This is a genomic window from Virgibacillus sp. L01, assembly GCF_052246775.1.
Lineage (GTDB): Bacteria > Bacillota > Bacilli > Bacillales > Amphibacillaceae > Lentibacillus.
Map to the genome: position 1 here is coordinate 1 of NZ_JBQQCP010000001.1, position 17881 is coordinate 17881.

At 38.0% G+C, this 17881-nt stretch carries 17 protein-coding genes and 1 riboswitch; of the genes, 9 read left to right on the top strand and 8 right to left on the bottom strand.

Annotation, left to right across the window (positions count from 1 at the left end):
- Positions 1–704: 704 nt before the first annotated feature.
- The 3 genes from ACTWQM_RS00005 to ACTWQM_RS00015 all read right to left on the bottom strand — a co-directional run bounded on the left by ACTWQM_RS00005 (position 705) and on the right by ACTWQM_RS00015 (position 6179).
- The gene (locus tag ACTWQM_RS00005) at positions 705–2489 is read right to left on the bottom strand and encodes an acyl-CoA dehydrogenase family protein (protein WP_443256119.1); all 1785 of its coding nucleotides are present in this window, start codon (positions 2487–2489) and stop codon (positions 705–707) included.
- 95 nt (positions 2490–2584) lie between these two features.
- A complete protein-coding gene (locus ACTWQM_RS00010) occupies positions 2585–3760 on the bottom strand; it encodes an acetyl-CoA C-acetyltransferase (protein WP_443256120.1) in 1176 nt (391 codons plus the stop codon).
- Between the two features lie 19 nt (positions 3761–3779).
- The gene (locus tag ACTWQM_RS00015; RefSeq protein ID WP_443256121.1) at positions 3780–6179 is read right to left on the bottom strand and encodes a 3-hydroxyacyl-CoA dehydrogenase NAD-binding domain-containing protein; all 2400 of its coding nucleotides are present in this window, start codon (positions 6177–6179) and stop codon (positions 3780–3782) included.
- Between the two features lie 213 nt (positions 6180–6392).
- On the opposite strand from ACTWQM_RS00015, the gene ACTWQM_RS00020 reads away from it, so the two are divergent.
- Positions 6393–7247 (top strand): YitT family protein, encoded by an 855-nt coding sequence (locus ACTWQM_RS00020; protein WP_443256122.1) that lies wholly within the window; start codon positions 6393–6395, stop codon positions 7245–7247.
- Positions 7248–7303: 56 nt separating this feature from the next.
- Here the strand turns inward: ACTWQM_RS00020 and ACTWQM_RS00025 are convergent, their stop codons facing one another.
- Positions 7304–8221, bottom strand: coding sequence for a proline dehydrogenase family protein (locus tag ACTWQM_RS00025; protein ID WP_443256123.1), 918 nt, complete (start codon positions 8219–8221; stop codon positions 7304–7306).
- 586 nt (positions 8222–8807) lie between these two features.
- Here ACTWQM_RS00025 and ACTWQM_RS00030 point away from each other — a divergent pair.
- The 7 genes from ACTWQM_RS00030 (at position 8808) to ACTWQM_RS00060 (ending at position 13742) form a co-directional block, all read left to right on the top strand.
- The gene (locus ACTWQM_RS00030; RefSeq protein ID WP_443256124.1) at positions 8808–9737 is read left to right on the top strand and encodes a metal ABC transporter solute-binding protein, Zn/Mn family; all 930 of its coding nucleotides are present in this window, start codon (positions 8808–8810) and stop codon (positions 9735–9737) included.
- 12 nt (positions 9738–9749) lie between these two features.
- On the top strand, positions 9750–10505 hold the full coding sequence (locus tag ACTWQM_RS00035; protein ID WP_443256125.1) for a metal ABC transporter ATP-binding protein: 756 nt from the start codon (positions 9750–9752) through the stop codon (positions 10503–10505).
- Between the two features lie 16 nt (positions 10506–10521).
- The gene (locus ACTWQM_RS00040) at positions 10522–11376 is read left to right on the top strand and encodes a metal ABC transporter permease (RefSeq protein WP_443256126.1); all 855 of its coding nucleotides are present in this window, start codon (positions 10522–10524) and stop codon (positions 11374–11376) included.
- On the top strand, positions 11373–11786 hold the full coding sequence (locus ACTWQM_RS00045) for a Fur family transcriptional regulator (RefSeq protein WP_443256127.1): 414 nt from the start codon (positions 11373–11375) through the stop codon (positions 11784–11786). Before ACTWQM_RS00040 ends, ACTWQM_RS00045 begins: the two co-directional genes overlap by 4 nt.
- A gap of 3 nt (positions 11787–11789) precedes the next feature.
- Complete coding sequence (crcB, locus tag ACTWQM_RS00050) at positions 11790–12167, top strand: fluoride efflux transporter CrcB (protein WP_443256128.1); 378 nt, start codon at positions 11790–11792, stop codon at positions 12165–12167.
- Entirely contained in the window at positions 12164–12499 is a 336-nt protein-coding gene (locus tag ACTWQM_RS00055; RefSeq protein WP_443256129.1) for a fluoride efflux transporter FluC, read from the top strand. The genes crcB and ACTWQM_RS00055 overlap by 4 nt, the downstream gene beginning before the upstream one ends.
- Before the next feature lie 88 nt (positions 12500–12587).
- Positions 12588–13742 (top strand): SH3 domain-containing protein, encoded by a 1155-nt coding sequence (locus tag ACTWQM_RS00060; RefSeq protein ID WP_443256130.1) that lies wholly within the window; start codon positions 12588–12590, stop codon positions 13740–13742.
- A 177-nt stretch (positions 13743–13919) separates the two neighbouring features.
- Here the strand turns inward: ACTWQM_RS00060 and ACTWQM_RS00065 are convergent, their stop codons facing one another.
- From ACTWQM_RS00065 to ACTWQM_RS00080, 4 genes are all read right to left on the bottom strand, one after another.
- Complete coding sequence (locus tag ACTWQM_RS00065; RefSeq protein WP_443256131.1) at positions 13920–14723, bottom strand: VLRF1 family aeRF1-type release factor; 804 nt, start codon at positions 14721–14723, stop codon at positions 13920–13922.
- Positions 14724–14787: 64 nt separating this feature from the next.
- The gene (locus tag ACTWQM_RS00070; RefSeq protein WP_443256132.1) at positions 14788–15102 is read right to left on the bottom strand and encodes a DMT family transporter; all 315 of its coding nucleotides are present in this window, start codon (positions 15100–15102) and stop codon (positions 14788–14790) included.
- Positions 15102–15437: a DMT family transporter gene (locus ACTWQM_RS00075; RefSeq protein WP_443256133.1), complete on the bottom strand. Its 336-nt coding sequence runs from the start codon at positions 15435–15437 to the stop codon at positions 15102–15104. Before ACTWQM_RS00075 ends, ACTWQM_RS00070 begins: the two co-directional genes overlap by 1 nt.
- Before the next feature lie 54 nt (positions 15438–15491).
- A riboswitch (guanidine-I (ykkC/yxkD leader) is annotated at positions 15492–15586 on the bottom strand.
- A 327-nt stretch (positions 15587–15913) separates the two neighbouring features.
- Positions 15914–17197, bottom strand: a complete 1284-nt coding sequence (locus tag ACTWQM_RS00080; RefSeq protein ID WP_443256134.1) for a hemolysin family protein — start codon at positions 17195–17197, stop codon at positions 15914–15916.
- Between the two features lie 93 nt (positions 17198–17290).
- Between ACTWQM_RS00080 and ACTWQM_RS00085 the strand changes: the two genes are divergently transcribed.
- A complete protein-coding gene (locus ACTWQM_RS00085; RefSeq protein ID WP_443256135.1) occupies positions 17291–17860 on the top strand; it encodes a YitT family protein in 570 nt (189 codons plus the stop codon).
- Positions 17861–17881: the final 21 nt, after the last annotated feature.

Below are 17881 nucleotides of genomic sequence, written 5' to 3' on the forward strand. Positions count from 1 at the left end.
GAAGGAAATAGTCTAACCAAAACGGTTAACCCATAAAAAGAAGTAAAAACGGCTTCTTGTATTAAGTATGCCCAAAAAAGGGAAAAACAGCTTGGGACTTGACAGTTTTGTTCATATCAGCGGAACGTGGATCCGTCTCACCCTTCCGAGAGCACCTTTTTGGCTATTTAGCGGAATGAGGATCCACTTCGATTGTTTGGCAGGTCTTCATTCCGAGTGTCAATACATCATTCTCTTATTGTATAATCCTTTTTAGAGATTATTTTAGCATGTAGCACATATCTAATCTGCAACATTAGAAAACTGGGCATTCTCCAAGCCTTTTGGTGAATGCCATAGTTGCACTTAAGCATTAGAAAGTACTTTTTATGAATACACATCTCTAACTTGCTTTTAGCGGACACAGGAGACGCTATTCTTATATAAAAGTAACTTTCTTGAAGTTATCCGGACACAGAATCCCTTATTTTCATATATCATGGTTATTTAACTGTATTTGTGTAAAATAAGGTCCTTAGTGTACGCACAATCTCAAATTTGCTGTACGGAAAATAATTTTCATGATAGATGATGCTGCGTATTCACCAGCCATGTTTTTTCTTAACAGCAAAAAATCCGAACTACTTCGAATTCTGTCTCAAGAATTTGAATCATAGTTCGGATTTCACTTTTAATTAAACACTTTTATCCCAGCCACTATTTGTTTAGACTAGATATTTTTCTTCCTCAATTATCTTAACAGCTATCTCACGTTTTTTCCCAATCACATCTGTTGGGGTGTGACGAGTAAGTTTACGTAATGATGAAAGCATCATTCGGAGCGTATCACCTGATTCAACTGCAATTAAAGTTTCTTTTGCATCTGCCTCAATGCGATTAAATGCTTCCTGCACATATACTTGTGTATAAAGAAGCTTCTGTTTATTCTTTTCTTCTCCAGACTTAGTAATAGCTTTTTCTGTACGAAGAATTGCTGATTCCATGTTGTATACTTCCGCTGTCATATCAGCAAGATTAACTAGTATTTCCTGTTCATTTTCGAGCTTCTTGCCATATTTCTGAGCAGCAAGACCAGCACCAAGCAATACCATTTTCTTTGCATTTTTCAATAAATATTTTTCCTGTTCTAACGTTTCATCGCCAACTTCTTCAGGCATCATCATCATGAGCTCTTCCTGAAGACTCTGAGCTTGTTGAAGTAATGGCAGTTCACCTTTCATTGCTTTTTTAAGCAATGTTCCAGGAACGATTAACCGGTTAATTTCATTTGTTCCTTCAAAAATACGGTTGATACGTGAGTCACGGTATGCACGCGCAACTTCATATTCTTCCATAAAGCCATACCCACCGTGTAGTTGAACAGCTTCATCTGTTACATAATCCAGACATTCGGTTGCAGTGTATTTATTCATGGAACACTCGATTTGGTATTCTGCTATTGCTTTCGCCACTTCACGGCCATCTTTTAATTCCTCATCAGACAAAGCCCCCATACGTTGTTCAAACAATCCTACTGTACGGTATACAGCACTTTCGTTGGCATAGGTTCTTGTTGCCATTGTTGCTAGTTTTTCCTGTGTTAGGCTGAAACTTGAGATTAGTGTATTGAACTGCTTACGTTCATTAACATATTTTGTTGCCACTTCAATTCCACGTTTTGATCCACCAACACCACCAATTGCCAACTTATAACGGCCAACGTTAAGGATGTTAAATGCAATAACATGGCCGCGGCCTTTTTCACCTAATAAATTTTCAACTGGTACTTCTGCATCTTCCAGAATCAATGTACGAGTTGATGAACTCTTAATACCCATTTTCTTTTCTTCCGGTCCTGTTGAGACACCAGGGAATTCACGTTCCACAATAAATGCTGAGAAGTGTTCGCCATCAATTTTTGCATAAACAATGAATACATCCGCAAATGCTGAGTTAGTAATCCACTGTTTTTCACCATTTAAAATATAGTGTGTACCTGCGTCATTTAATTTTGCGGTTGTTTTTGCTCCCATTGCGTCTGAACCTGAGCTTGGCTCGGTTAATGCATATGCAGCTAATAATTCACCTGTAGCAAGTTTTGGCAAGTATTTTTCTTTTTGTTCATCATTACCGAAGAAAACAATTGGCAATGAACCGATACCAACATGGGCTCCATGTGTTACCGAGAACCCACCGGCACGTGAGAACTTCTCTGTAATTAATGATGAACTGATTTTATCGAGTGCAAGACCGCCATATTCTTCTGGAACATCAGAACCAAGCAATCCTAGTTCTCCAGCTTTCTTCAATAAGTCTACTGAATGTTCAAATTCATGGTTTTCCAGATTATCGATTTTCGGTACGACTTCACCTAATACAAAGTCTTCTGTTGTCTTTGCAATCATTTTATGTTCTTCAGTAAAATCCTCTGGTGTGATGACATCTTCCCCAGTTAAATCTTCCGTTAGAAATGCTCCACCTTTAAAAATTTTCTCTTTTGTTTCGCTCATTTAAATCGTTCCTTTCCATTATTGGATGGGCGCCATAATTTTGGCGCGCTTATTGCTTTCTTCAGTTGATGAACTTTGGTATTCTGCACGAAGCTCTATAAGAGTTCAAACACTCCTGCAGCACCCATGCCACCACCAATACACATAGTGACAACGCCATATTGTACGTTGCGGCGTTTCATTTCATGAATTAGGCTTAACGTCAATTTTGTACCAGTCATGCCAAGCGGGTGACCAAGTGCAATAGCGCCACCATTTACATTAACAATGTTCGGATCTAGATCAAGTGCCTGGATCACACGAACAGATTGTGATGCGAATGCTTCGTTTAACTCAAATAAACCGATGTCAGATAGATTAAGTCCAGCTATTTTCAATGCTTTTGGTACTGCTTCAACAGGACCAACACCCATAATTTCCGGTTCTACTCCGGCTACCGCGAATGAACGGAACTTAGCTAGCGGCTTTAACCCCTCTGAATCTGCTTTATCACGGTCCATTAAAAGTACGGAACCAGCACCATCGCTCATTTGTGAGGAGTTACCAGCTGTAACAGAACCTGTCACATTGAATGCTGGGCGAAGTTTACCCAATACTTCCTTCGTTGTTCCAGGACGTACTCCTTCATCCATTTCAAACATCGTTTTCTTTTCTTCAATTTTGTTCTTTTCACCAACGACCCGATTCGTGACTTCAACAGGAACAATTTCATCCTTGAACTTGCCTTCTTGAATTGCTTTTCCAGCACGCTCATGACTTTGAACAGCAAATGCATCCTGGTCCTCACGGGAAATACCAAAGCGATTTGCTACTTCTTCTGCTGTGTGCCCCATTCCCATGTAATATCCTGGTGCATCCTGGACAAGCTTTGTATTCGGCTTGATTACGTGACCACCCATTGGAATAAGACTCATTGACTCTGCGCCACCTGCAATGATGGAATCACTTGCACCAACCATAATACGTTCCGCTGCATATGCGATACTCTGTAAGCCTGACGAACAATAACGGTTAATTGTAATCCCCGGAACATCATTCCTCAGTCCAGCCAAACCGGCGATGTTACGTGCCATATTCATTCCCTGTTCTGCTTCAGGCATCGCACACCCAATAATCACATCATCAATATTGCCGTCATAGTTTCCTGCACGCTTTAATGTTTCTTTTATTGTTAATGCCGCTAAATCATCTGGCCTTGAATTTGCTAGTGATCCTTTATTTGCTCTTCCTACAGGGGTTCTTGCACCTGCAACAATTACTGCTTCCTTCACATTTCTTCCCCCTCTTCTATTAGTTACGTAGTGGTTTTCCTTTTAATAACATGTGTTGCATTCGCTGTTGCGTTTTTGGTTCAGCAATTAAGCTTAAGAAAGCTTCGCGCTCTAAATCAAGCATTACCTGCTCGTCAATTAGCGTACCTTCTTTAATACGTCCACCTGATAAAACGTAGGCAAGTTTTTCAGCAATTTTCACATCATGATCTGATGCATATCCGCCAAACCGCAATGTTTTTGCTCCTAACAGCATTGCTGCATATCCAGCTTCACCTACTACAGGGATCTTTTCGCGTTTCGGTGCTTGATAGCCAGCACTAGCTAGCGCCAATACTTTTTCTTTTGCATCATTTAACAGGTGATCCGGGTTTACACTAATAGCATCATTACTATTCAGGAATCCATTTTCTCGAGCTTCAGCTGCTGAAGTTGATACTTTAGCCATGGCTATTTTTTCAAAAACATCATTCGCCACTTTTGTCAGGTCAAAATCTACGCCCTTTGGCAAATTACGGAGTTCTTTCAGATAAAGTTCTTTCGTTCCGCCACCACCTGGGATTAATCCGACACCGAACTCAACAAGACCCATGTAGGTTTCAGGAGATGCCTGGATAGAGGCTGCCGGTAATGAAACTTCAGCACCTCCACCAAGTGCCATATTGAATGGTGCTGTTACAACTGGCTTCTCTGAATACTTAATATTCATCGCCATTTTTTGGAATTGACGAACAACCATATCCAATTCAAAGAAATTATCATCCTGAGCTTCCATCAGCATCATGCCAAGGTTTGCACCAACACAGAAGTTCTTACCCTGGTTACCGATTACAAGACCTTTATAACTCCTTCCTACTTCTTCAATTGCAAAGTTTACCATTTGGATGATATCAAGACCGATTGCATTACTTTGAGAATGGAATTCAAGTCCCGCAACACCATCACCTAAATCTATTAAACTTGCACCCGTATTCTTTTTAATGACCCCATTAACATCTTTTAAACGCTTTAAATTAATCTCTTTTTCATTAAAGCTCTGTTGCTTGTATTCGCCGCTATCATAGTAATATACCTTACCATTTTCGGTTTTATAGAAAGACTCATTTCCATTTTCTAGTAGCTTAAGCACCCATTCAGGTACTGTTTCGCCCTCTTCCTGCATCCGCTCAACAGATTTACGAAGGCCAATTGCATCCCATGTTTCAAATGGACCAATTTCCCAGCCGAATCCCCATTTCATTGCCTGGTCAATGGATACGATATCATCAGCGATTTTTCCTGTAAGTTCTGCAGAATATATTAACACTGGCTTCATTATTGACCATACCAAGTCACTTGCCCTGTCACCTTTAGCCGATACAAGCGCTTTCAATTTACGACGGGATCCTTTTTCCTGCTTCGCCGTTTCCGTAGCAGCAGTTTTTAACTTTTTACGATCCTCATATTCTAGTGTTTCCGGATTTAATTCATAGATTGTGCTTCCGTCTTTTCCTTTTTTCTTAAGGAAAAACCCTTGGCCACTCTTGGCACCAAGCCAGCCGTTATCCTGCATTTTCAAAATAAAATCTGGAACATCGAATACTTCTTTTTCTGCGCCTTCAACCTGGTCGTAAACATTTTTAGCAACGTGAATAAATGTGTCTAAACCAACAACGTCCAATGTACGGAATGTAGCACTTTTTGGACGTCCAATCATTGGCCCGGTAACAGAATCTACTTCACCAACACTGTACCCGCCTTTTAACATTTCCTGTACCGTCACAAGCAATCCATATGTACCGATACGATTGGCAATGAAGTTTGGTGTGTCTTTTGCTTCAACTACACCTTTGCCCAGCACATTTTCGCCAAACGTTTTCATGAATTCCAGTACTTCTGGATCTGTGTGTTTTGTCGGAATAACTTCAAGCAATTTCAAATATCGTGGCGGATTGAAAAAGTGTGTCCCAAGGAAATGCTTTTGAAAGTCCTCTGAGCAATCCGCAGCCATATCCTCTACCGAAATCCCTGAAGTATTGGAAGTAATAATGCTTCCCTCTTTACGATATTTATCAACATTTGCAAAAACTTTCTTTTTAATATCCAGGTTCTCTACAACAACTTCAATAACCCAATCAACATCTCCCAGTTTTTCCATATCATCATCCATATTACCAACTTCAATTAAGTCAAGACTTTTTGTTGAGGTAATTGGTGATGGATTTTGCTTACGCAGTGCCTTTTTGCTCTGTGCAGCAATACGATTTCGTACAGTTCGATCTTCTAATGTTAAGCCCTTCTTTTCTTCATCTTTAGTTAACTCTTTTGGTGCAATATCGAGCATTATTGTTGGTATTCCTACGTTAGCCAAGTGGGCAGCAATCCCAGACCCCATAACACCCGAGCCTAACACTGCAGCACGCCTGATTATTTGCTTCATGTTTTGTCCCCCTACCTTCATTTGAATGAATACTCATTCATTTTTAACTGTAAAAATAAAAGATAGTTACCTATCCTTCTATTTATTAGTATAAATTATATTCTGATATTTCGCAATAAAAAATGAGTATATTTTTTACTATTTTGGCTTTAATGACTTGTAAAACTGCGTTAAACTATTATAGGTCTCATATACAGAAAGGACTTGACAGTTATGAACAAAAAACTTGTAACCGAATACTTACAAATTATTGTCGGTGCTTCACTTGTCGCGCTTTCATATAATATATTCCTGTTACCTTCAAAACTTGCAGCCGGCGGTATTTCCGGAATAAGTACAATTCTTTTCGAACTTTATGAATTAAGTCCTGCATACACACAGTTTTTAATTAATCTCCCTATTTTTATAATCGGCTGGCTTGCGATGGGAAAAGATTTTAGCTGGAAAACATTATTAGGAACATTTTGGGTGCCTTTTGTTATTTTTCTAAGTGCTGACTTTCCTTACACGATTAACAACCCGCTATTAGGTGCAATCTACGGTGGTATTGTTTTGGGTGCCGGTCTTGGTACTGTTTATAAAGGAAATGGATCGACTGGCGGTACTGCTGCAATCGCACAGGTTGTAAAGAAATTCACTGGATTATCAAGTGGTTACTCTCAGTTAATCGTCGATGGTTTTGTAGTTGTTTCTTCTATTATCGTGTTTAATTTGGAACTTACACTGTTTGCCCTAATGTGTATTTATGTAACAAGTAAAACAATTGATATTGTTCAATTGCGTACATCAGCATCCAAGTTAATTCTGATTATCACTGAAAATGAAGATAAAATCCAAAATCTTATAGGAGAACGGATAGATCGTGGGTTAACAAAGGTCCGAACTATAGGCGGCTATTCAAATGAAGATAAAACAATGATTCTTTGTGTTACGGAACAACAGGAAGCAGTTCAACTGAAGAAAACATTGCAAAAAGAAGAGCCTACATCCTTTGTTATATTCCTTAATGCATCAGAAGTACTGGGACGAGGATTCTCACTGGATAAATATTATGGGCAGAAGTTTTAATGATGGCAATACAAATCCCCCGTATCCAAACAGATACAGGGGATGAAATGTTACTATTATTTTTTAAAGATTCCCTTTAAGACAAACATTACGTTAGCCGGACGTTCTGCCAGGCGGCGCATGTTGTAACCGTACCAGTCTTTACCATATGGTACATAAACACGCATTTTATATCCTTCTTTTCGCAGCCTGTTCTGTAATTCAATCCGAATACCGAATAGCATTTGAAACTCAAATTGATCACGGGAAATATTATGTTCTTTTTCCAGCTCTTTTACATAATCTATAATTGCATCATCATGTGTTCCAACAGCAGTATAGTTACCATTTAATAAGTTCAATTTAATTAGCTTTTTATAATTTTCATCAACGTCCTTCTTATCAGGAAAGGCAACCTCAGGAGATTCCTTATATGCTCCTTTTACAAGACGAAGATACGGATCATATTCGTTGAGATTCTGTAAATCTTCTTCTGTGCGATATAAATACGCCTGTAGAACTGTACCAACATTTTCATAGTCACTTCGCAATTCTTTGAAAATATCCAATGTCTTGCCGCAACGTTCATAATCTTCCATATCAATTGTCACGGTCACATTATGTTGTTTACCTGCTTCAAGAATTTTTCGCAAATTACCCATTACTAATTCTTCTGATAAATCAAGTCCCAACGAAGTCAGTTTCAGAGACAACTCAGAATCCAGACCCCTATCTGCAATCTTTTTAATTGCATTTATACATTCATCAGCAGATTCTTGCGCCTCTTGTTCATTATCGACAAACTCACCAAGATGATCAATCGTAACAACAAACCCATCATCATTTATTTCCTTGATTTTTCTGGCTGCATGGTCTATATCAACACCTGCAACAAAACGGGATGCACCAAATTTAAACCCGTATTTTTTCGCCAATTTTGTAAGCGTTTTATTTTTTGATAAAAATAAGAAGAAGTTACGCATAAGTTGTTCCACGCTGATTACCCCCAACTAAAAAAATTTTCTATATTACTTTTTCGTTGCATAGTTAATATCATACCACGGATTTATTAAAAAGAGTATTATTTTTTACCTTTTATGAGTAATTTCAGCCTTATTTGGCTAAAATAAACGATTTATGTCGATTCTTCTCGCTATTATGGATAGTAAATCCGGTTTCCGCGAGAATATAAGCATATAGATTGAAACGCTTTCTCGTTAAAGGTGTTTATAGATAGCGCAATTTGCTTTCCCAAATGCCCTTCTATTTTGGAAGCAAGCCTTGATAGTTGCTGAACTTCCTCAGTGTCCACATGCTATTCCTCTTACATATAAAGTGGTCTGCAGGTTAATAACCTCCATGTAATTGAGCAAATTAGAAGAAGTATCAATTAAAAAATTTAGTATAGGATAATTGTCCTATACTACTATAATAACTTTTAACCTTTATTCTTTCAATTACTTGGCAATATGATTCACTGTCTATTGGATATTTCCTATTAATCGTAATCATTCTTATTTACAAATCGTAATCATTACGATAATATATAGTAACAATTAATAACGAAGGGATTTAAATTTCATGAAAATACATCATACCGTCATTATACTTACAATTATAGGAATCATTGCAACAGGATGTTCACCTTCATCCTCTGATTCTGCAAATAACGATGATATAACCATATTCACTTCTGTATACTCGATTCAGTATGCTGTTGAACAAATCGGAGGAGAAGCAGTTAGTGCTAAGTCCATTTACCCGCCTGGAGTTGATGCACACACATATGAACCTACATCCAAGGAGATGACTGCTATCGCGGATGGAGATGCCTTCATATACCTTGGTGCAGGGATGGAAGGATTTGCTGAAACTGCTGCAGCTGCACTTGATTCACAAGATGTTAACTTGATTGAACTTGGAAAACATGAGGAATTATTTCATCAGGAGGAACAGGAGGAAAATGGGCACGCAAGTCATAATCATGGTGACGTTAACCCGCACATTTGGCTGGATCCGCAGCGCATGATTGAAATGTCCGGTTATATTAAAGATAAGCTTACCGAAATAAATCCAGAAAATAAACAGGTGTATACGCAAAATTTTAATGCGCTGAAAAAGGATCTAGTAGCATTAGATAACCGATTTAAAGAAACACTACAACCAAAGAATAATAAGGAAATTCTTGTTTCGCATGCAGCATATGGGTATTGGGAAGAGCGTTATGGCATCGAGCAAATTGCTATAAGTGGTTTGTCTTCAAGTGACGAACCTTCACAAAAGGAGTTAACCGAAATTATCGACCTGGCAGAAGAGAAAAAGTTGAATTATGTTATTTTTGAACAAAATGGTTCTGATGATGTTTCCAAAATTATTCAAGATCAAATAGGTGCAGAGGCATTATACATTCATAACCTTTCCGTATTAAACGAAACGGATATTGAAAATGAAGCAGATTATTTATCTATCATGAACAAAAACCTTCAAGTACTTGATAAGGCCACTGAATAGGAGGTGTCACCGATGAACGGACCAGTCGTATCGATGAGAGATCTTAACTATGCATATGAAAACAAAAGCGTCCTGAACAGGATAAATTTTGAAATTCCACAAGGGGCATTCATGGGACTGGTTGGACCAAATGGCGGAGGTAAGACAACACTGGTCAAACTCATCCTTGGACTCCTGAAACCCGACAATGGTTCCATTGACCTTTTCGGCAAGCCAATTGACAAGTTTAAAGCATGGGATAAAATTGGCTTTGTATCTCAAAAATCCAATTCATTCAATAAGGGATTTCCGGCAACTGTTTTTGAAGTCGTTTCAATGGGATTGACTGCAAAAGTCGGTTATTTCAAGTTTTTTACTACGAAACATAAAAAGAAAATCCTGCATACAATTGATCAAGTTGGTATGGGAGATTATGCTTACGAAAATATTGGAAACCTTTCAGGCGGTCAGCAGCAGCGCGTATTTATTGCCAGATCATTAGTTAGTGACCCGGAGTTACTGATTCTGGACGAGCCTACTGTTGGTGTCGACTATGAAAATGTCCAGCGGTTTTACTATCTGTTACATCAGTTGAATAATGACCGGAACATAACCTTACTTCTGGTTACACATGACACCGGAACAATGACTGAGCATGCTACAGATATTGTTTGCTTGAACAAAACGTTGCATTTTCATGGAAATCCTAAAGAATATTTATCATTATCAGAGAAAGATTTATCACAGTTCTACGGTCATCCAGTAAATATAGTTACACACGATCATTAACGTTGGGGGAAAGAATATGCTAGCTGATTTTATACAATACGATTTTTTGCGAAACACATTTTTAACCGGACTATTAATTGGAATCATTGCACCACTCCTTGGTACTTTCATAGTTGTCCGGCGACTCTCCCTAATAGCTGATGCTTTATCACATGTAACTTTAGCCGGAATTGCGTTTGGGCTGTTACTAGAAAAAAAGTTCGCAGCAGGACTTATTACTCCATTGTATAGTGGGATGGCATTTTCTGTAGTTGGATCAGTCTTAATTGAAAAACTGCGTGGTGTTTATCAGGCCTATCAGGAATTGGCTATTCCAATTATTTTATCTGGCGGGGTCGGTCTAAGTGTTATTTTCATTTCACTTGCAGATGGCTTTAATACGGAACTTTTTAATTATTTATTTGGATCAGTATCTGCAGTAAGTCAGAATGATTTTTACTCCATCCTGGCTATTTCTATTGTTATCATTCTAGTGATCAGGTTATTTTATAAAGAACTTGTCACCCTATCATTTGATGAAGAGCATGCAATCGTTTCAGGGATTCATTCCAAACGAATTCATTTACTGTTTATTGTTCTGACTGCATTGGTAATTGCCGCATCAATACGGATTGTTGGTGTCTTACTCGTATCAGCGTTAATGACTTTACCCGTTGCAGCAAGCATGCGAATTGCTCGTGGTTTTAAGCAAATGATTATATTTTCCATTATTTTCGGTGAACTAGCTGTTATCATAGGCCTAATATCCGGCTATTATTTCAGCATTCCGCCCGGTGGTACAATTGTAGTTGTAGCGATTATTATTTTACTGCTTTCAATTGGGTTGAAACGTTTTACGTATACTCCAAAAAAAGTGAGGGAAATCGAATGAAGTTAGAGGAATCACTGGAAAAACTTAAAAGCCAAGGCTATAAAACTACTGTTAAACGTAAAGACATCTTGGCCTATTTTGATGAGGCAGATGGCTACCGCACTGCAAAAGACCTGCTTCAGCATATGGAACCCACTTATAAAGGAATAAGCTTTGACACCCTTTACCGTAACTTACATTTATTTGATGAAGTTGGCATTCTTGAAACAACTGAACTTAACGGTGAAAAACATTTCAGAATTTCATGTACCCATCATCACCATCACCACTTTATTTGTAAAGATTGCGGCAAGACAAAAGAAATCGATGTATGTCCAATGAATGAAGTGCAGAATTCACTTGGAAACTATGCAATTGAAGGACATAAATTTGAAATATACGGATTATGTCCGGTTTGTCAGGATGCATAATTCATGAAAATTTATATAGCAGTTGGCATCGGTGGAATGGTGGGGGCCTCTGCGAGATATGGGATATCTATTCTATTTTGGACAAACTCAGGATTTCCCTATGCTACTTTAATTGCTAATCTGCTTGGATGTTTTTTGCTCAGTTTCATACTTCATCATGATTCAATCAAACGTAACCTGAGCCCAGAAGTGTTTGTAGCACTTGGGACAGGTATGATTGGTGCATTTACGACATTTTCAACTTTCGCAGTTGAAACTGTGGAACTATCTGATGTAAGCATTCTCCTAGCTGCCAGTTATATAGTATTAAGTATATTGGGTGGGCTTCTGTTTTGCTATCTTGGGTTCAAGCTGGCACTTAAAAAGCGGGTGACAGTATGAATATACTACTGGTTGCAATCGGTGGATTTCTTGGCAGTATAACCCGTTATTTTATTTCATTAAAAACAAATAAACGACTAATAGGAACATGGACTGCTAACATAACCGGTTCCATTCTATTGGCATTACTTCTTCGATTTTATTTAGACAACAGCATTTCAGAATGGTTATGGGTGTTCTTAGGAATTGGCTTCTGTGGTTCGTACACCACATTTTCTACGTTTGGAAACGAAACACTTCAGCTTATTATAGGGAAAAGGTTTTGGCTTGCAGCAGGTTATGTAGTTAGCTCTGTCACAGTATCAATAGTTCTTGTTTATTTGTTTATATAAATTTAGATTTTGTCTCCAAATTCTTCCTATCTAACATTTATTTTTGTATACTATTGATATACTACAATAAATTTGGAGGGGGATTTCCGTGTTGAAAAAGAAACATTTTACCTTAGGAGTACTTCTACTATCACTAACTGCATTCATTTTATTCATAACTGTTAATGAGAGCAAATCGAACACAGTACAAGTTAAAGCAACTGCACACAAAATAACAGAAATTCAAAAAGAAAAATCGTTTGTTGAATTTCCTGAAAAGGTAAAAGATACATCAATAAACCAAGAAAAAGAAGTTACGCAATCTAAAAAGACTAAAACGAAGACTGCTTCATATACCACAAATTATGTAGCAGTGTCTGAGTTAAATGTCAGATCAGGTCCTGGCACTCAACATAACGTTGTTGGCATGGTAGCAATAAATGATCCCTTAAAGACCAAAAAAGGAACATCAAATAAGTGGGTCAAGGTTTCCAGCGACAACCTTTCTGGCTACGTCAATGGCAAATACTTATCAGACAAAAAAGTTACTCCAGTTTCCTCATCATCAAAGACATCAGGTGAAAGTCCTTCAGAGGATCAAAAAAGTTCCAAATCTAACAAGAAAAAGAAAGGAACCGGAAAAACTCAAACTCCACCCCCATCAAAAAATGATGCGGACAAACTGAACACAATTGATGCAAACAACCAGCTGATTTTAGTTACCTCTAAAGGGTATGGGACTAGCTCAGTACATATTCAGACATTTGAACGGAAGACTGATGGTTCATGGAAAAGAGTCTTATCAATTCCTGGTTTCATCGGTAAAAATGGTTTTGCTTCAGCAAAGACAGAAGGAGATGGAAAAAGTCCACGAGGAAAGTATTCAATAGGACATGCCTTTGGGCGCAATGGTAACCCGGGAACAAAGCTACCTTTTAAACCTATAACCCCGGACGATGTGTGGGTAGATGATCCAAAATCAAGCCTTTATAATACTTGGCAATCCAAAAAAGAAACTCAAGGTCAATGGAATAGCGCTGAAAACATGGATATACCAGCATATACCTATGGGTTTGTAATAAACTATAACACCCAAAGAACACCTGGAGCAGGAAGCGCAATATTCTTCCATGTAGCAAACGGACATACATTAGGATGTACAGGGGTATCTCAACATAACATGGTTTCGATATTAAAATGGCTGGATCCCGATAAAAGCCCAGTGATCATCCAAGCACCACATAGTGAATTAGGAAACTATTGAAAAAGCTGTACCACATTTAAATATGTGATACAGCTTTTATATATAATCACCGATTTAACTCACCGTGATTAATGAAAAAGTATATGGATACGACTTATTTCGTATTATCTGTTGATGTTCGCGCTGTTCTATTGATAATTCCACCCGCACTCACAGGTAGTTTTTAATCTACTTCACTTAGCCAAATACTTCTTCCAGAACCTTTTCTTCATCATGATCAAGCATATTTTTATGAATAACCTGATCAGCTGACTTGTTCATCTGGTCTTCTAGCTCATGTGATGCGTCAGATTCACCTACAACATAAATTTTCTCCCATTTATGGTCTTTGGCTTTCTTGTCTAACTTTGGTGCAATACGTTTATACCACCGTTGTTTGTTTGCCTCATATCGATCCCTGAAATTTTCCTGCTGCAGACTTTTACCACCGGATCCCATGGATGCATCTGCTTTATGTGGACCTGAAAACTGACGCCAATCATCTGTATCAATATCAAGTTCATAATAAATCGTATCTTCTATCTCATTAAGTTGTGTTTCCATTACTTTCACTTGATTTTGCTGTACTAGAATAATTCCAGACTTCGGAAAGTTATCCCTCAGCACTTTAAGCTGATCAATTTTTGGTGTTTCCTCCCAGAAAAACTCTGTCTTTAACCGCATTTGAACACGTGCTGCATACCACACATCTTCATCAGCAGTTGCAAATAAAACAATACCTCTTCTGAAATGCTGTTCATTAGCATGGACATATTTTTCAACCTTTTGTTTAATCAGCTGAAAATTCTTAAGTTCCTCTTTGTTATCATCTTCTTCCAGATAGCTTTCAAAATTCCGTAACCCGTTTTTGAGATGGATTTTCCACTCTCCAGCCTGTTGTTCCGGATCAGAAGGGTCTGTATTAAGATACATCGAAAACACTTTGTTCGCACCGTCTTTTCTAACATTCTCCAGTTGTTTAATTTGCTCGTTAAGCTTCATTAGATCGGCACTCCTTTCAATTCCTTAATTTACGTGTATCCGATATAAGGCAAAGTTAAACATACTACGAACTCAGCTTCAGCCCAACCGCTGCCGAAAGAACCATGCTTATAAATAAAAGCCGGCGCCAATCTTTTGATTCGCCATATACAATCATTCCGATTAAAGAACTTCCAGCCGTCCCAATTCCGGTCCAAATTGCATATGCAGTACTCATTGGAATAGAATCCATTGCAATCGTCAAAAAGATAAAGCTTATCACGAATCCGCCAAACAACCATCCAAATGAAGAAACGCTCTTCTTTTTATTCACCTTATTAATGCCCATTACTCCTGCCACTTCGCCAACTCCGGCAATTAGTAAAAAAATCCAGCCCATTATACACGCTCCCCTTCTTGCTCAGTGGTAATAGTTTTTAGTCCGATAACACCAGAAAGCAATAGTATAATCAATAAAATTTTAACCAAATTAAACGGCTCACCAAACAGCACAATTTCCAAGATAACTGTCCCAGCAGTACCCATTCCAGTAAAAACCGCATATGCCGTACCGACTGAAAGCTTTCTCGAAGCAATAATTAATAAATGCATACTCAAATAAATAGCAAAGGAAGTCAACACCCATGTTCCCACGTTCGACGCGTACTTTAAGCCAATCACCCATCCTATTTCAAAGAGTCCGGCCAATAATACAATATTCCAGCTTCGTTTCATCTCACCCAACACCTCCAATTAAAAAATCCCGGGAAAATATCCATTGATAAGATATCCTCCCGGGATTTTGTCCCTCCGTGTACACGTTCGTCGTGCGTTTTCTCTCGGACCAGACCAATCTTTATTGCGGAACCCTAGAAAACTTTTTATACAATTATTCACATTATAACAAGCTAGAAGCAAAACGTAAAAGGTGAGGTGATTAGAGCTTCGTTTGATTTAATTTTGCATGATACAAGGATGCGGGGTTCAAAGGAGCTCAATGTGAATCACACAATCCAATGAAGTGGATTGTGGTTCCGCTAAATATGTGAAAAAGTCGTCCTAGAAAGGTGAAACGGTTCCTGGTTCCGTTATTTACCCAATAGCCATGAAAAATATGGTTGAAAAGGGTAAATAGCGGAACGAGGATCCGCCAAATCCGTGGGCTCCATCCTTTCTAGTGTTTTTTCTCTCTCAAATATGCCCCCGTTTAGCTAATCCTTCGTTATTTTTACCTTTTTTATCTGGTAACCATCAATCTCCTCAACAATAAATTGATATCCCCCACCTTCAACAACTGTCCCCTTTTCGGCATCTACGTCATGTGTTATGATCCAGCCGCCGATTGTGTCAACCTCATCGTCCTCCAGCTCTGTCCCAAAATACGTATTAATTTCATCCAGCAGGACTTTTCCTGCAACAATCGACGTATTTTCATTTACTTTCTCAATCATTGGCTTTTCGTTGACATCAAATTCATCACGTATTTCTCCAACAATTTCTTCAAGTATATCCTCCACTGTGACAAGTCCTGCCGTCCCACCATACTCGTCAATCACAATCGCCATATGAATACGTTCTTTTTGCATTTTAACCAATACTTGCTTAATCGGTGTGACTTCAGATACATGAATTACCGGCCGAATGAACTTCTCAATAGAGTCATGTTTCTGATTAATGTGTCCAGTGAAAATCTCCTTCAAGTTTACCAACCCAACAATGTGGTCCTTATCTCCATCTGCAACCGGATACCTGGTGTATTGTCCCTCATGTATCACCTCAATATTTTCATCGAAGCTGTCTTCTTTAAAAAAACAGATCATTTCGGTACGAGGTATCATAATTTCTTTGGCCAGACGTTCATCAAACTCAAAGATATTGTTCACATACCTCATTTCCGATTGATTAATTTCACCACTTTTGTAGCTTTCAGACAAAATCAATCGTAATTCTTCCTCAGAATGAGCAACCTCTTGTTCATTCATCGATTTAAAACCAATTAATCGTGTGAGAATCCGAGCAGATCCATTTAATAACCAAATAAATGGGAACATAATTTTATAAAAGAAAATAAGCGGTTTTGCTAAAAGTAATGTCACATCCTCCGCCTTCTGTATCGCAATAGTCTTTGGTGCTAATTCTCCTACAACCACATGTAAAAAAGTAATAATGAAAAATGCAATTGCAATTGATATACCATGAGAAACCGCCGTATTTATTTCTAATTCATCTAAAATCGGCTGCAATAGACTAGCTACAGCAGGTTCACCAAGCCAGCCAATCCCCAGTGCTGTAACTGTTATCCCTAATTGACATGCAGATAAATAAGCATCCAAATTATTGATCAGTTTCCTTGCATGCATTGCTTTCTTATTTCCTTGTTCAATTAAGTGATCAATACGCGTTGTACGCACTTTTACAATAGCGAATTCAGTTGATACAAAAAACGCCGTCAGCAAAATTAAAATAGCCACTAACAGTAAATTAATGAATGTCATAAAATCCCCTCACGTTTTACGGATAAATTACTCGATTAATACATATCTATTCATAAGGATAAATATGGACAAGATATGTGGTGAGATTCGTATATGTTTAAAAAAATAATATCTATTTTATTCGGCGGTGTTTTAATTGCAATTGGTATTAATTATTTTGCTATTCCACACCACTTAGTAGACGGCGGAATTATTGGGTTGGGTCTTATTGCCAAATATACACTTGGTTTAAAACCGGGCTTAACAATTATTGTATTGAGTCTGCCGTTATATATTTATGCGTGGTTTCATTTTCGAACCTACTTTTATAATGGATTACACGGTTTATTGGTGACATCGCTTCTTATCGACTATTTTCACCCACTATCATCATGGCATACAGCCCCAATATTAATAAGCGCAATCACCGGAGGTTTTCTAATTGGAACCGGTATCGGGATAATGCTATTAACCAAAACCAGTACAGGCGGAGTTGATCTTTTAGCATTAATGATTGCAAAATCAACCTCACTTAATGTAGGGATTATTATCTTTATTATTGATTGTATTGTTATATTGTTCGGCTGGACTATCATTCAGGAAACAACTATTATTTTTTCAAGCTTAATGGTTATCATGATTGGACTAACAACATTTACGATTACAACGTATTATGCTAGTTAATAATAAGCAGCTAAAAGACTC

What these genes read in the sequence shown, in the direction of transcription:
- ACTWQM_RS00005 (WP_443256119.1), bottom strand. Translation starts at nt 2,489, where the DNA reads ATGAGCGAAACAAAAGAGAAAATTTTTAAAGGTGGAGCATTTCTAACG.
- ACTWQM_RS00015 (WP_443256121.1), bottom strand. Translation starts at nt 6,179, where the DNA reads ATGAAGCAAATAATCAGGCGTGCTGCAGTGTTAGGCTCGGGTGTTATG.
- ACTWQM_RS00020 (WP_443256122.1), top strand. Translation starts at nt 6,393, where the DNA reads ATGAACAAAAAACTTGTAACCGAATACTTACAAATTATTGTCGGTGCT.
- ACTWQM_RS00030 (WP_443256124.1), top strand. Translation starts at nt 8,808, where the DNA reads ATGAAAATACATCATACCGTCATTATACTTACAATTATAGGAATCATT.
- ACTWQM_RS00035 (WP_443256125.1), top strand. Translation starts at nt 9,750, where the DNA reads ATGAACGGACCAGTCGTATCGATGAGAGATCTTAACTATGCATATGAA.
- ACTWQM_RS00040 (WP_443256126.1), top strand. Translation starts at nt 10,522, where the DNA reads ATGCTAGCTGATTTTATACAATACGATTTTTTGCGAAACACATTTTTA.
- ACTWQM_RS00045 (WP_443256127.1), top strand. Translation starts at nt 11,373, where the DNA reads ATGAAGTTAGAGGAATCACTGGAAAAACTTAAAAGCCAAGGCTATAAA.
- crcB (WP_443256128.1), top strand. Translation starts at nt 11,790, where the DNA reads ATGAAAATTTATATAGCAGTTGGCATCGGTGGAATGGTGGGGGCCTCT.
- ACTWQM_RS00055 (WP_443256129.1), top strand. Translation starts at nt 12,164, where the DNA reads ATGAATATACTACTGGTTGCAATCGGTGGATTTCTTGGCAGTATAACC.
- ACTWQM_RS00065 (WP_443256131.1), bottom strand. Translation starts at nt 14,723, where the DNA reads ATGAAGCTTAACGAGCAAATTAAACAACTGGAGAATGTTAGAAAAGAC.
- ACTWQM_RS00070 (WP_443256132.1), bottom strand. Translation starts at nt 15,102, where the DNA reads ATGGGCTGGATTTTTTTACTAATTGCCGGAGTTGGCGAAGTGGCAGGA.
- ACTWQM_RS00075 (WP_443256133.1), bottom strand. Translation starts at nt 15,437, where the DNA reads ATGAAACGAAGCTGGAATATTGTATTATTGGCCGGACTCTTTGAAATA.
- ACTWQM_RS00080 (WP_443256134.1), bottom strand. Translation starts at nt 17,197, where the DNA reads ATGACATTCATTAATTTACTGTTAGTGGCTATTTTAATTTTGCTGACG.
- ACTWQM_RS00085 (WP_443256135.1), top strand. Translation starts at nt 17,291, where the DNA reads ATGTTTAAAAAAATAATATCTATTTTATTCGGCGGTGTTTTAATTGCA.